Here is a 13,835-nt window from a genome sequence, read left to right as displayed (position 1 = left end):
AAATTTCCGGTACACTCATACGGCTGTCTACCTGCTTTCAAATACAACAACCGAGAATGGTGGTAAAGTTACCGTAAGAACGCCTTTTTTATATTTAAAATCTTTAAAGTCTTTTGGCGTTATGGCATTGGGTTGTGCAAAGGTGTTGTGGTCCTGTAGCCTTCCGCTTGAAATAATTTTAGCCGAAAAGTCCTTAGCATCTATCCCATCCAGCTTTATTTCGGTCGAAATTTTTTCTGTAGCGTGGATGTTAACCATAGAGATGTGCGTTTTACCCTCTTTTTGCGATGCCGATACTGATACCGCCGGAACCGTTTCGTTGCCAAATTTATAATCCGGCGAGGTTACCGCCACCGGAAGCAGCTTTGCATCGTGGTGCACCTTATACAGCTTCATTACATGGTAGGTGGGCGTTAGCAGCATTTTATCGCCTTCGGTAAGTATTACCGCCTGCAGCACGTTTACCGTTTGTGCAAGGTTTGCCATACGCACGCGCTCGCTGTGGTTGTTAAAAATATTTAGTGTGGTGCCGGCTATCATGGCATCGCGCATGGTGTTTTGCTGGTACAAGAAGCCCGGATTGGTGCCTTCCTCCACATCATACCACCCGCCCCACTCGTCTACTATAAGGGCTACTTTTTTAGCAGGGTCATATTTATCCATTATTGCGGTATGCTTAGTAACCAGTTCCTCCATTTTCAGGGCGGCCTTCATGGTTTCAAAGTACTGCTTTTCATCAAATTTTACCGATGAGCCTTTGTCGTTCCAATCGATAACAGAATATGAGTGCAGCGCCACCCCGTCGATAAGGTTTTTAGGTATGTCGCGCATCAGTACTTCTGTCCAGTTATAATCGCCCCCGTTAGCACCGGATGCGATACGGAACATTTCTTTTTTATTAGACCAGTCGGCCATAAAGGTAGCATATTGCTTATAGAGGTTGGCATAATATTCAGCAGTCATATTGCCGCCGCAGCCCCAGGCCTCGTTGCCCACACCCCAAAATTTTACGCCCCAGGGTGTATCGCGGTTGTTCTTTTTCCGCAGGTCGCTCATGGGGCTTTTGCCGCCGTGGTTTACATACTGTATCCAGTCGGTAAATTCCTGTACGGTACCGCTGCCCACATTTGCGGCAAGGTATGGCTCTGTATCAAGCACTTCGCACAGGTCAAGGAAATCGTGCGTGCCAAAACTGTTGTCTTCGGTAACCCCGCCCCACCATTGGTTTACTATGGTAGGCCTGTCTTTTTTAGGGCCTATGCCGTCTTTCCAGTGGTAGGTATCGGCAAAGCAGCCCCCCGGCCAGCGCAGGTTAGGTATGCCCAGGTCTTTCAACGCTGTGATAATATCATTTCGCACCCCTTTGGTATTTGGTATTTTGCTGTTTTCGCCCACATAAAAACCGTCGTAAATACACCGGCCCAGGTGTTCTGCAAAATGGCCATAAATATGTTTGCTTATAACCGGGGCATCGGCCTTAGCAGTTACTGTAACCGTAGATTTTTGCTGAGCGGCGGCAGTTAAAGGAAAAAACGATCCTGCAATAAGCAGCATTGCGGTAGAAAGTGTATTAATTTTTAACATAATGAGTTTGGGAATAATTAATACCGGCGGCGGGCTCTCACATACCCGCCGCAAACGGTACTAAAAAATTTAGTTTGTTTAATAAATGTATTTTTAACACTTACGAATTTAAATAAAGATTTCTTAAAATTGCAAAATAAATTTGAGAAAATTAAATTTTAACATAAATAAACTATTAAGACGGCAATACGATAACGTTGCCTGTAGTGAATAATATATTATTAGGATTTTTTTAAAAATCTTGTAGGTTAACGCGGTTCATAGTACCTTGCAAACAATTATAGGAGAATGGAAAGTTACAACGACCAACAAAAAGTGCTGCTTGCGGTAGACTGTATTATATTCGGTTTTGATAAAAGGCAGCTAAAAATATTGCTCATAAAAAGGGATTTTGAACCTGAAAGAGGCAAATGGTCTCTAATGGGGGGCTTTTTGCGCCCCGACGAAAACCTTGATACCGCCGCCACACGCGTACTGCACCACCTTACCGGCCTTAATAATGTATATATGGAGCAGCTGCGCTCGTATAGCGCGCCCGACAGGGACCCTGTAGACCGCACTGTTTCGGTATCGTACTATGCGCTTATTAATATTACCGAGCATACTACCGAGATTAATGAGAACTATTCAGCCCAATGGTTTGACATTAACGAATTTCCCGACCTGATTTTTGACCACAACCTGATGGTGGCAAATGCCATGAGCCGCCTGCGTTACCGGGCCTCTACAAAGCCAATAGGCTTTGAGCTACTGCCGGAAAAGTTTACAATGAAACAGCTGCAGGTATTATATGAAGCCATATTAGGGGAGCAACTTGACAAACGTAATTTTATAAATAAAATAAACGGGCTTGACATTTTGCAAAAAACCGAAGAGAAGGATATGAAATCATCGCGCAAAGGCTCGTTCCTGTATAAATTTGACGAAGAAAAATATAAGATCAAAGTATCAGACGGGTTTACGTTTAGGTTATAATCAGTATTTATACACTACACCCCAAATACGGTTATGGCGGTTGTAAAATAAAAACCCCGCAGGACGTATCCTACGGGGTTTCACCTCACACATCTGAAATTTAAAAAATCAGTTTATTGTATCAGCAGCTTGGTTACCTGGTCGCCCACTTTCAGCAGGTACAGGCCAGACTGCAGGCTGTTAAGTTTTAAGGTAGTTTCACCCGCACGCAGCGTTTGCTTAAGTACCTGCGCCCCGTTGATGTTGTATAGCGTAGCCTCAGTATCTTCAATAGTTTTTATGTTCACATACCCATGTGCCGGGTTAGGATATACCGAAATATTTTTCAGTGCTGCCGGCGCGGTTACACCCAGTGCGGTAGCGCCACAAACCTGTATTTCAAATATCGAATAGCCGTATACAAGGTTACGCGCGGTACCATCAATACGCAGGTAGCGGTAGTTGGCATTAACGTTTTCTATCAGGTCAACCCGGTTGCCCTCGGCCATATTGGTGTAGGTGCCTATGGTAACCCATTCTGTTCCGTCAATAGAGCCTTTAAGCGTATAATCTTTAGCATTGGCAGCCTCCCAGCTTATGGTTATCCTGCTTACGGTAGAAACTTCTCCCATATCTACCTGTATCCACTGCGGGTCGGCAAAGGCACTTTCCCAGCGTGAGCCCGGGTTACCGTCTATCGCCTGCATGGCATTGCCCGTTGAAGCGGTTGAAGCTACCGGTAGCAGGTTGTAGCATTCTTGCGGCACCTGGCCTTCGGTAGGCAGTTGCGGATAAGTTACCAGCGTATACGCCGGTACAGGGAAGGTTGCATATACAGTACCATCTGCGTTATATATGGTACAGGTTTTAGCGGCGGCGGTAGAATTATAGGCTACAGCGTGGCTAAAGGTTCCGTTTTCTTCAAATACGCTGCTCGATGGGAAGTCAGTATAATACGTGTTTGAAAAATCGCCAAGGTTTTGTATTGCATGGGTGTAGTAATACGTCATACCTGCCACGTTATAATCCATAATATAGTTAGGATCGTTTGCAGGAAGCGTCATATTCTGTTCAAGATAGGCCGAAACATATTCAGGGTCAAACAGCAGCCTGAAGCCCAGCGCTACGTGTGCCCAGTCGTCGCCAAACTGCGTCTCGGTAGTAAAGCCCTCCGTAGCCTGCGTTTCTTCCATCATATCAGTATATTCGCCCAGTGCCCAGTCAGTATCCCTGGCAAGGTATTTAAAGCCGGGGTTTACAGGCAGGTACTGTATACCGTGTATGTGCAATGGGTTAGCGCTAAAGTAAGTACCATAAGCAAAGCCCTGGTTACTAAGTATACCTACCATATTGTGCGGGTAGGCAGGCGGCAGGTTTACATTCCTCCAGTCAAACCAGTATTCAAGCGTGGCATAGCTCTCGCTCATATAACCAAACGCCGCTGCATCAAGTATTTCCTGGTCGCCCAGCACATCGCCTAAAAGGAAAAGCCCTGTCCACGATTGCATTGCCTCAGAGGTTGACTCCTGGTTGTTACCGTTGCCTGAGCTGGTGCCGCCGGCATAGCTGTGCCCTATCCAGGGGTCAAACGTACGCATGTAAGGCAGGAAGGTGTCGTCTTTTATCCAGTTGGCATACTGGCGTGCTACCAGTTTTATCATGTCGCCATATTGCACAAGGAAGTCATGGTCTACCATGGCATACATGGCGCAGGCCTGTATTAAATAGCCGTAGTGGAAATGATTATCGGTAAACGCCGCAGAGCCAAACGACTCGTTAAAGCCTACAATGGCTTTCCAGCGGTCATAACGTGCAAAGAATTTTTCGTCTTCGCCCGGCGTATAGGTAAGCCAGTTTGCAAGGGCGTTACGTGTTTTTTCTTTTAGCGCCGGATAGGCCTGGTGGCCCATTTCTTTTGCCATCAGGGTATATTTGGCAAAGTTTACAAGGTCTTTTCCACCCCAGTAGGTATCGCCGCCATAGTTTTGCTGGGCAGAGGCCGTGGTAAGCAGGTTAAACATTACGTCGGCATCATACGGATGCGCGTCAGCGCTATTGCTGTACGGCGAATTAAACGACGGCAGCACACCGCCAAATTTGTATGAGAAGGTATACGAGTTGCCAACAGCCGTTTTTAGCTGGCCCCTTGCGGTAACATAATTATTAGCTGTAAAGTTTATGTTGTTCTCTGCATTGGCATACAAATGCGGTAAAAAACCCTGTATGGTACTGCCGGCTGCCAGGCCTTTCAGGTTACTGGTAGTAAGGTTCCAGTTAACAACTACTTTGCCGTTAGCCGCCTGGTAATCGTAAGTAACATCAGTATCGGTAACTTTATTAAAAGCATATTGCTCATAGGTGGTAAGCGCGGCGGCATTAGGCAGCGCAGACATTACAAAATAACTGTTGGCAGTGGGCATAGTCATTACTACAGCTGTTTCCATATTGCCATCGGCGGCCCAGCGGGTACCTGTGTTGCCATCATTCACGTTTTCTTTCACAAAGGCTGCCTGGGTAGATGAAACCTCTACCGGTTTACCCTGCGAAAGCAGGGTAGTACCGTTAAATACCTCCATTTCATATAATGAGTATGACCACTGCGTGCCTTCCTGGTTCAGTAGTATTTTTACATAACGGCCGGATGTGGTAAGTGGTATATCATCAATGCCGCCGTTACCGTTAGTCTCGGTAAATACGGTATTCCAGGTGGTGCCGTTGTCGCTTACCTGTAGCGCATAGCCCGAGGCATATGCGGCTTCCCAGTTCAGCTTCACTTTAGTAATAGGCTGTACCGACTGCAAATCTATGGTAAGGTACTGCTGCCCCTCAAGGTTAAGAGACGCGCCCGGTGCAAGGTGCACGCCAAAATGCCTTCCATCAGTTTGTATTACAAACGATTGCGTTATAGGGAATGTAGCCGGGCTGCCATCGGCATATACAAATGTAGCGCCGTTATCAAAAGATAGTTTTGGGCTTATACCCTGGGTTTCAAACCAGGTAAACGGTACACCGTGCACCAGCGTAATATCCATATTTTTTTCTCCCGTGGCATCAGGCATACCCACTACCACGCCCCAGTCGTTCCAGTCTTTGGCAACAGATTTCACCGGATTGTAGCCGTTAGCCTTAATCATCACACCGCCGCCATAGGCAACATTGCTGCCGTCGGGCACAAAACTATTAGGGAAAAATACTTTAGCGCCATAGTTTTCGGTATCTACCATCATGGGGTAGCTCCACAACAGGCCGCTGTACTTGCTCACCAGCAGATCGGTCCACCAGTCATTTGTAGGTATGGGCCTTGTTTCGCCTTCCTGTACATAGATGGGATTGTCAAAAATAAAAGGGAAAATGTCGCCCACCCCATCACTGTTCCAGTCTACGTTCTCAGAGTCCGGTGGTGCAGATGCGTAACTTCCCGAGCCTACGGATACAGGTGTTTGCCCCTGCGCGGTTAAACCAAATGCCAGTAGCGAGGCTAATACATAAAAATGTTTCATAAATAAAATAGGTTAATAACGAAATTTGGATAACAGATGTTGGAAAGAATATTTAAAAATTCAATACTAAAATTTAGAATTTGACATATTTTTAATAATGATTTAAGCAAATGTAAAATTTTATACCATATATTTTATGTCATGTGAGTTTATGTATAGGTGCGGAGAATTTAAAAATACCTGTAAACAGCGACTTTAATAAAAATGTGATGTAGTAATAGCATACCAATGTTGTAGCATCGGGAAGACGAAAAGGGCAGGTTCACTATATCGTTTGCAATTTAATGGTCAATCTTCACATAGGGTATGATTGAAAAAATTTGCAATAAATCTACTAATCCTATAGACTAACAATATAATTATTATATTTGGCAAAAATTTTAAACCACTATCCCATGAAGAACCTTTACACCGGCGTGCTTTTATTAGTATCGCTGCTGCTTTTACCCTTAGCCGCCATTGCACAGGGCAACTTGGTTGAGATTACAGGAACCGTAACAGACAACACAAAACAACCTATACCCGGCATTACCGTAACCATAAAAAATACAGCCACACTAACAAGCACTAATAACGAAGGTATTTTTACACTGCGCACCCAGGCTACTTTTCCCATTACCCTTGTATTCTCAGGCGTAGGCTTTGAAACACGCCAGCTAAGCGTACTCTCCCCCGAAAGTAAAATTTCCATAGAACTTGATACACAAAATACACTGCTTAATGAGGTGGTGGTCTCGGCATCGCGGGTAGAGGAACGCATACTGCAATCGCCCATATCGATAGAAAAAATTGACATTAAAGCAATAAAAGATAACCCCGCCCCTACTTTTTATGACGCTCTAGATAATGTTAAGGGCGTACAGCTGCTTACCTCCAGCCTTACCCTGAAGGTGCCTAATTCCCGCGGGTTTAACGTGCCCAATAACTTTCGCTTCATGCAGCTGGTTGATGGTGTAGACGTGCAGGCGGCAACCCTGGGCGTGCCGTTGGGTAACGCCATAGGCCCCACTGAACTTGACATTCAAAGCATGGAAATTACCCCGGGAGCCGCCTCTGCGCTGTATGGCATGAACGCCATAAACGGGCTTGCAAGCCTGCAAACACGCGACCCGTTTTTGCACCAGGGCCTTAGCGTGTACCTGCGCAATGGCGTAAACCACGTTAACGACAATGATAAGGATGCTTCGCTGTTTACCGAAGCAGCATTGCGTTACGCACATGCTTTTAACAACAAACTTGCCGTAAAGGTAAACGGTTCTTATTTTAAGGGCACCGACTGGATATCAAACACCCTTACTGACCAAAACCCTTACAACCTTGTTACCGGCAACCCTGATTATATCGAACTTTCCGGCGATAACAACCCCGCTGCCGACCTGTGGAACAACTATGGTGATGAGCGCAACAACCGTGTGGCTGTTACCGCCACGGTAGACGGGCAGCCGCATACCTTTAACGTGTCGCGCACAGGCTATTTAGAAAAAGACCTTGTAGACCCCACGGTAACCAATGCCAAGCTTGACGGGGGGTTGTACTACAAGCTTAAAGACAACCTGCAGGCATCCTACGTATACCGCTATGGCGAAATGGACGGCACCTTCCAGCGGGGTAATAAAATACGGCTGGATGGCGCTACCGTGCAAAACCACAAGGTAGAGCTTAAGGGTGAAGAATTTTACGTACGCGCTTACACCTCTATAGAACAAACCGGAAACTCCTACAACCTGAAGCCGTTAGCAGACAACCTTGACCTTACCCATGCCAGCAACACAACGTGGAGGAACACGTTCCAGGCGGCGTTGCAAAGCGAAATAAACAGCGGTGCCCCCCTGGCCCGGGCTTTTGCAGACGCGCGCACCGCAGCCGATGCCGGCCGTGCAGAACCCGGTACCCCAGAATTTAACGCCCTTAAAAATACCATCATAGGTATTAACAACTGGGACCATGCCAACTCCGGCATTGCAGGTGCACCGGCCACAGGAGGAGCATGGCTTAAGCAAAAATCAGCTTTGTACCATGTAGAAACGCAGTATGACCTTTCTAAATATGTAAAGGTTTTTGACCTTTTGGCCGGCGCCGATTACAGGCAGTACCTGGTAACGCCCGATGGCAATAACTTTGTCGACTTTTCGCGCCCGGTTGCCGAACGCAACCAGCCGCTGGCAGACGGTACCTTTGGCAAAAAGCAGGAATATGAAAAATATGGCGCGTTTGTGCAGGTTACCAAGCGTTTTTTTAACGACAGGCTAAAGTTTAACGCCTCCATACGTGCTGACCGCAACCCGGAATTTGAAACCAAGTTTAATCCCCGCGTAGCCGTTGTATATTCGCCAAAGGAGAACCACAACTTCAGGGCATCGTTTCAGAACGGGTTCCGTTTCCCTTCACTATTTGAGGCGCTTTCGTTTGTAAACAACGGCAATGTGCGCCGCGTGGGCGGCCTGCCACGGGTTAATGAGGGCATTGGCTTCCTCGAAAATTCATATACCCTGACTTCGTTAGATAAATTTACGGCAGCGGTAAACGCGGCGGTAGATGGCGGTGCCACGCAAAACGAAGCCGCCCTGGCCAACCGAAATGTACTGGTGGTGGCTAACCTGCCGCAAATGAAGCCCGAGCAGATAAATTCTTTTGAAATAGGCTACAAAAGCATCGTACACAATAACAGGATTTCGCTGGACTGGGATGCGTACTATAATATTTACAACGGCTTTTTAGGGCAGGTGGAAGTAGCAGTGCCTAAAAATGCAACTGTAGGCACTGATGCCGGTGTGCTTGCGATGCTTACCCGCAACCAGCAGGACCGCTACCGGGTGTTTACAAATGCGGGCAATACCTATAAAAGTTTTGGGTCGTCGTTTGGCATCAAGTATAATTTTTATGAAGATTATACCGGCGGATTAAATGTAAGCTATAACGAGCTGGTTTCAAACGGAGGGCAGGACATATTTGTTACGGCATTTAATACGCCTAAGTGGGTAACTAACCTTACAGTAGGAAACCGCAAGGTATTTGAAAACATAGGCTTTACTGTAACGGGCCGCTGGCAGGATGCTTTTTACTGGGAAAGCACGCTTGCAAACGGCGATGTACCGGCCTATTTTACCATGGATGCACAGGTAAATATCAAGATTCCGTCGTTATTCGCAACGGCAAAAATCGGTGGCAGTAATATTTTAAACAATAAGTACTACCAGTATGCGGCGGGGCCTACAATAGGCGGGCTGTATTATGTAGCGCTTACTTTTGAGCCGAAAGGGCTGTAATTTAGTCTTAATTTGTAAAGTTGAAAGTCATAAGGCCCTGTTTCGCGCTTTTATGACTTTCAACTTAAAACTTACGGCTTATGCCCTCGACAGCCACTTGTACAACCTTTCGGCATTTTCTTTGGTAAACAGCCCTGTACCGGTAGCCATGGTAGCCGCAGAACCGCAGGCTACCCCCATGCGGGCCATTTCGGTAAGGGATCCGCCATTAGCCAGTACGCTTACCATTCCGGCAACCATACTGTCCCCTGCCCCCACTGTGCTTAGTTTTTTAACCGATGGCGCGGGCACGTGTATGCATTCGTCCTTGCTAACCATATAAGCACCCTGCGGGCCTAATGATACCACAACAATTTCGGCTTTGCCTTGATCTACTAGTTGTTTCGCGGTTTCGTCGGCGGCTTCATTGTCAAGTTCCTTTTTGCCTGTAAGCTCGCCCAGCTCGCCCAGGTTAGGCTTTAGCAGGTATACGCCTTCGCCAAGCACGGCGGCAAGCGCCTCACCCGATGTATCGGCTACCACAAGTGAACCTTTTTCTTTTAATAATTTTACAAGCTTTTTAATATATGAGCCATCTATACCTGGCGGCAGGCTGCCGCTTAATACCGTAATCTCAGGAAAGGGGTTAAGGCCGCTTATTGTATTAAAAATATTTTCGGCTTCTTCAGGGGTAACGGCATCCCCGGGCATGCCAAATCGGTATTGCTCGTTATGGCTGGTATCTACCACAATAAAATTTTCACGGGTTTCAGCGGCTACTTCCGCAGGCAGTGGGTTTACTTTTTCTTTCACCAGCAGTTCCTCCAGCATTTTGCCGGTGCGCCCACCTGAGGTAAATAGCGCTTTAGATTCCAGCCCCAGCCGTACCAGCCCGCGCGATACATTAATACCGCCGCCTCCCGGTTCATATTTAGGGGCCTCGCAGCGCAGTTTCTTTTCAGGTTTAATATTTTCTACCACGGTGCTCTTGTCTACCGTCGGGTTGAGTGTAATTGTTAAAATAGATTTTGCCATCTGTAGGTTGTTTGTTAACTTGTGCTAAGTTACCAATAAACACCACAGATGGCAAAACAATTTTTTTCTTTAGCGTTATCTTAACTGATAAAGCGCTCCAGTATGCTGTATTCGTTACTTAGCTCTATATAGTAACAGCCCTGCGGAATCTCTATTTCAAGCGCGTCAATCTGCTTGGCCGTAAAGCCCCTTTTTTCAAGGTCATATTTAGTATGCAGCAGCACAGGCTGGTCGCCTACATAGTAAAGATTGTCGTCAGTATGGTTAATTTCTTCTACTTTGCCTGAAATGCCATATTCCATAGAGTTATACAGCAGTTCTTTCTCCAGTTCCTCATCAGAAAGCGTATTGAGCCAGTTCTTTAAATCTTTTAGCTTCATAGTGCATACAGTAAATTAATTATTCAAACTTTTTACGTTTAATTTTTTGGGGGGCAAAAAATCAAGCATGTAAAGGTAAATAAATTATTACGAATTACGTTTATATTTTGACACATTTATCAACAATTTAAGACCCAATAGCGTTATTATTTATAAAATAAATAAAAATAACAAGTTTTATCTGATATTTCAATATTTATAAATTTCTTACATTTAGTTTGTGTTAAGAATTCATAGACATTTATATACTCATAAATTTGACAAAATAACGGCTTGGTTTTTGCGTTGATAATCTTAAACGGAAAAGCTAAAATGAGGGATTTAGATTTAAAACATTTAGCATACCACGTACTGGTAGGGCTGTATTTTATATGGCTCCCAATCTTTATTGTTTTAATAGCGCTAACCATTACTAGCGCTATTTACGTGCATAATATCCAGCTTAATAAAGTATTATTGCTCTGGATTTTTTTAAACCTGATTATCGGCACATCTCTATTTGCCGTAATACAACTTTTTGGCTACCGCAAAAAACTAGGCAAAGTAATTTTATATTCTTATTTTGCCATGGCTGCTGCCAGTTTAACCACTGTAATAATAACAATCAACTAAAACAAAAAAGCCACCTGCATATGCAAATGGCTTTTAACCTAAACAAAATAAGAACATATAATAACTTAAAGTACTTTATAAGATGCAACCCAGCTAAAAAGGTTGCGTTTGTTATTTATAATATATACCTTAGTAATACCACAAGGCATAATAATGTATATTTGCCATAAATTTTTTAATGCTTAATGGAAGATAAAACCGAAGAATTTTACAGGCGGCTTACCGAAGAGCTTGCAGGCTCTGCAGACTGGCCCGCGGAGTATTTATTTAAATTTATTGTACCCACACAAAACGATAAAGTACTGGCCGTAGAAAACGCTTTTAACGGCATGGGAGCCGTGCTTAACACAACCCAGAGCAAAACCGGCAAATACACCAGCGTGAGTATAAATGTAACAATGCCCGGGCCGCAGGAAATTGTGCAAAAATATAAAGAACTTGCTGCCATAGAAGGCATAATATCATTATAACCAAAACAATGCAAAATAACGAAGAAGCAGTAGGCAACCTGGAATATAACGCCGAAAGGCCCCACCTTATAATACCGGAATATGGCCGCCACCTGCAAAAACTAATAGAGCAGGCCGCTGCCCTTACAGACCGAGCTGAGCGCAATAAAGCGGCGCGGTATATAATATCGGTTATGGGAAGCCTGAACCCACACCTTAGGGACGTGCCTGATTTTCAGCACAAGTTATGGGACCAGCTGTTTATAATGTCTGATTTTACCATAGATGTAGACTCACCCTACCCCCTGCCTAACCGCGAAATTTTAGAGCAAAAGCCTGACAGGCTGGAATACCCCCAAAACTTCCCCAGGTACCGCTTTTATGGAAATAATATTAAGTACATGATAGATGTGGCTAATAAGTGGGAAGATGGCCCGCTTAAGGAAGCACTTATTATAGTGATAGCAAACCACATGAAAAAATCGTACCTGAGCTGGAATAAAGATACCGTTAAAGACGATGTTATCTTTGAGCACATGTATGAACTTTCGGGCGGGCGGATAAACCTTACAAGTACCGGCGAGGAGCTCTCTACCACTATAGACCTGATGAAGGTAAATAAAAAAATGAGCAACAAGGCGCACAACGCCACAGGCAGCAATATTATAAACCCGCGACAAAAAATGCAGCGTGGCGGGCCCAGGAACAATAACCAGAATAACAACCGCAAATCTTAAATTTTTTACTACTTCATGGGAACATTCAGAATTGAGGGAGGAGCGCCGCTTAAAGGCGAAATTACGCCACAGGGCGCTAAAAACGAGGCATTACAGGTACTCAACACCGTACTGCTTACCCCCGAAAAAGTAACCATTACTAACATACCCGACATTATAGATGTTAATAAGCTTATAACACTGCTTAGTAACCTGGGCGTTAAGATACAAAAACTGGAGCATGGGTCGTATACCTTTCAGGCAGATGAGGTAAACCTGGAATACCTGGAGAGCGACGCCTTTAAAAAAGAAGGCGCCGGGCTGCGTGGCTCTATCATGATAGTAGGGCCGTTATTGGCGCGTTTTGGCAAAGGCTACATCCCAAAGCCGGGTGGCGACAAAATAGGCCGCCGCAGGCTTGATACCCACTTTGAAGGCTTTATAAACCTGGGCGCTAAATTCCGCTATAACGAAGAAGATTCTTTTTATGGCGTGGAGGCCGATAAGCTAAAAGGCACCTATATGCTGCTGGATGAAGCATCGGTAACCGGTACGGCAAACATAGTTATGGCAGCGGTACTTGCCGAAGGAAAAACTACCATATACAACGCCGCCTGCGAACCCTACCTGCAGCAGCTGTGCAGCATGCTTAACCGCATGGGCGCTAAAATAACCGGCATAGGCTCTAACCTGCTTGAAATAGAAGGGGTAGAAAGCCTGGGAGGCTGCGAGCACCGCATACTGCCCGATATGATTGAAATAGGCAGCTGGATAGGCCTTGCCGCCATGACACAAAGCGAAATAACCATTAAAAACGTAAGCTGGGACAACCTGGGCGTTATACCCTCTACCTTCCGTAAGCTTGGGATAACGCTGGAGCGCCGTGGCGACGATATTTACATACCGGCACACACCGAAGGCTACGAGATACAAAGCTATATAGATGGCTCTATACTTACCATTGCAGATGCGCCGTGGCCGGGCTTTACACCTGACCTTTTAAGTATTGTGCTTGTAGTGGCCACACAGGCCAGGGGCAGCATACTAATTCACCAAAAGATGTTTGAAAGCCGCCTGTTCTTTGTAGACCGCCTTATAGACATGGGTGCGCAGATAATACTGTGCGACCCGCACCGCGCTACTGTTATAGGCCTTGATTTTAAATCGAAGCTAAAAGGCATACTAATGTCGTCTCCGGATATACGTGCGGGGGTATCGCTGCTTATTGCGGCACTGAGTGCTAAAGGCACCAGCACGATACAAAACAGCGACCAGATAGACCGTGGCTACGAGCGCATAGACGAGCGCCTTAAGGCCCTTGGTGCAAAAATAACCAGGTTGGATTAAAGAGCCGGAAAAT

9 protein-coding genes are annotated in these 13,835 nt (G+C 45.4%); 5 read left to right on the top strand and 4 right to left on the bottom strand.

What is annotated here, in order from left to right; all coding sequences use genetic code 11:
- Positions 1–27 precede the first annotated feature (27 nt).
- Entirely contained in the window at positions 28–1,554 is a 1,527-nt protein-coding gene (locus ACLI09_RS08865) for an alpha-N-arabinofuranosidase (RefSeq protein WP_411419373.1), read from the bottom strand.
- 318 nt (positions 1,555–1,872) lie between these two features.
- Here ACLI09_RS08865 and ACLI09_RS08860 point away from each other — a divergent pair, with 318 nt between their 5' ends.
- Complete coding sequence (locus tag ACLI09_RS08860) at positions 1,873–2,559, top strand: NUDIX hydrolase (RefSeq protein WP_411419250.1); 687 nt, start codon at positions 1,873–1,875, stop codon at positions 2,557–2,559.
- Positions 2,560–2,672: 113 nt separating this feature from the next.
- Here the strand turns inward: ACLI09_RS08860 and ACLI09_RS08855 are convergent, their stop codons facing one another.
- Positions 2,673–6,038, bottom strand: a complete 3,366-nt coding sequence (locus ACLI09_RS08855; RefSeq protein ID WP_411419249.1) for a glycosyl hydrolase — start codon at positions 6,036–6,038, stop codon at positions 2,673–2,675.
- Between the two features lie 395 nt (positions 6,039–6,433).
- Between ACLI09_RS08855 and ACLI09_RS08850 the strand changes: the two genes are divergently transcribed.
- Complete coding sequence (locus tag ACLI09_RS08850) at positions 6,434–9,304, top strand: TonB-dependent receptor (protein ID WP_411419248.1); 2,871 nt, start codon at positions 6,434–6,436, stop codon at positions 9,302–9,304.
- A gap of 78 nt (positions 9,305–9,382) precedes the next feature.
- On the opposite strand, the gene ACLI09_RS08845 is transcribed toward ACLI09_RS08850, so the two are convergent.
- Together ACLI09_RS08845 and ACLI09_RS08840 are read right to left on the bottom strand one after the other, a co-directional pair.
- A complete protein-coding gene (locus ACLI09_RS08845) occupies positions 9,383–10,318 on the bottom strand; it encodes a 1-phosphofructokinase family hexose kinase (RefSeq protein WP_411419247.1) in 936 nt (311 codons plus the stop codon).
- A gap of 80 nt (positions 10,319–10,398) precedes the next feature.
- Positions 10,399–10,698 (bottom strand): hypothetical protein, encoded by a 300-nt coding sequence (locus ACLI09_RS08840; protein ID WP_411419246.1) that lies wholly within the window; start codon positions 10,696–10,698, stop codon positions 10,399–10,401.
- 797 nt (positions 10,699–11,495) lie between these two features.
- Between ACLI09_RS08840 and ACLI09_RS08835 the strand changes: the two genes are divergently transcribed.
- Genes ACLI09_RS08835 through murA form a run of 3 tightly spaced genes read left to right on the top strand, consistent with a single transcriptional unit; the run spans position 11,496 to position 13,822 of the window.
- Complete coding sequence (locus tag ACLI09_RS08835) at positions 11,496–11,780, top strand: DUF493 family protein (RefSeq protein ID WP_411419245.1); 285 nt, start codon at positions 11,496–11,498, stop codon at positions 11,778–11,780.
- Between the two features lie 8 nt (positions 11,781–11,788).
- Complete coding sequence (locus tag ACLI09_RS08830; RefSeq protein WP_411419244.1) at positions 11,789–12,496, top strand: DUF4290 domain-containing protein; 708 nt, start codon at positions 11,789–11,791, stop codon at positions 12,494–12,496.
- Between the two features lie 15 nt (positions 12,497–12,511).
- Positions 12,512–13,822 carry a UDP-N-acetylglucosamine 1-carboxyvinyltransferase gene (gene murA / locus ACLI09_RS08825; RefSeq protein ID WP_411419243.1) on the top strand — a complete coding sequence of 437 codons (1,311 nt, stop codon included), beginning with the start codon at positions 12,512–12,514 and terminating at the stop codon, positions 13,820–13,822.
- The last annotated feature ends 13 nt before the right edge of the window (positions 13,823–13,835 follow it).

The organism is Flavobacterium sp. RHBU_24, from assembly GCF_046613695.1.
Classification (GTDB): Bacteria; Bacteroidota; Bacteroidia; order Flavobacteriales; family Flavobacteriaceae; genus Flavobacterium.
This window is presented reverse-complemented; position numbering and strand designations above follow the sequence as displayed.

Coding starts and splice junctions, on each gene's coding strand:
- ACLI09_RS08865 (WP_411419373.1), bottom strand. CDS start 1,554: ATGCTGCTTATTGCAGGATCGTTTTTTCCTTTAACTGCCGCCGCTCAG.
- ACLI09_RS08860 (WP_411419250.1), top strand. CDS start 1,873: ATGGAAAGTTACAACGACCAACAAAAAGTGCTGCTTGCGGTAGACTGT.
- ACLI09_RS08855 (WP_411419249.1), bottom strand. CDS start 6,038: ATGAAACATTTTTATGTATTAGCCTCGCTACTGGCATTTGGTTTAACC.
- ACLI09_RS08850 (WP_411419248.1), top strand. CDS start 6,434: ATGAAGAACCTTTACACCGGCGTGCTTTTATTAGTATCGCTGCTGCTT.
- ACLI09_RS08845 (WP_411419247.1), bottom strand. CDS start 10,318: ATGGCAAAATCTATTTTAACAATTACACTCAACCCGACGGTAGACAAG.
- ACLI09_RS08840 (WP_411419246.1), bottom strand. CDS start 10,698: ATGAAGCTAAAAGATTTAAAGAACTGGCTCAATACGCTTTCTGATGAG.
- ACLI09_RS08835 (WP_411419245.1), top strand. CDS start 11,496: ATGGAAGATAAAACCGAAGAATTTTACAGGCGGCTTACCGAAGAGCTT.
- ACLI09_RS08830 (WP_411419244.1), top strand. CDS start 11,789: ATGCAAAATAACGAAGAAGCAGTAGGCAACCTGGAATATAACGCCGAA.
- murA (WP_411419243.1), top strand. CDS start 12,512: ATGGGAACATTCAGAATTGAGGGAGGAGCGCCGCTTAAAGGCGAAATT.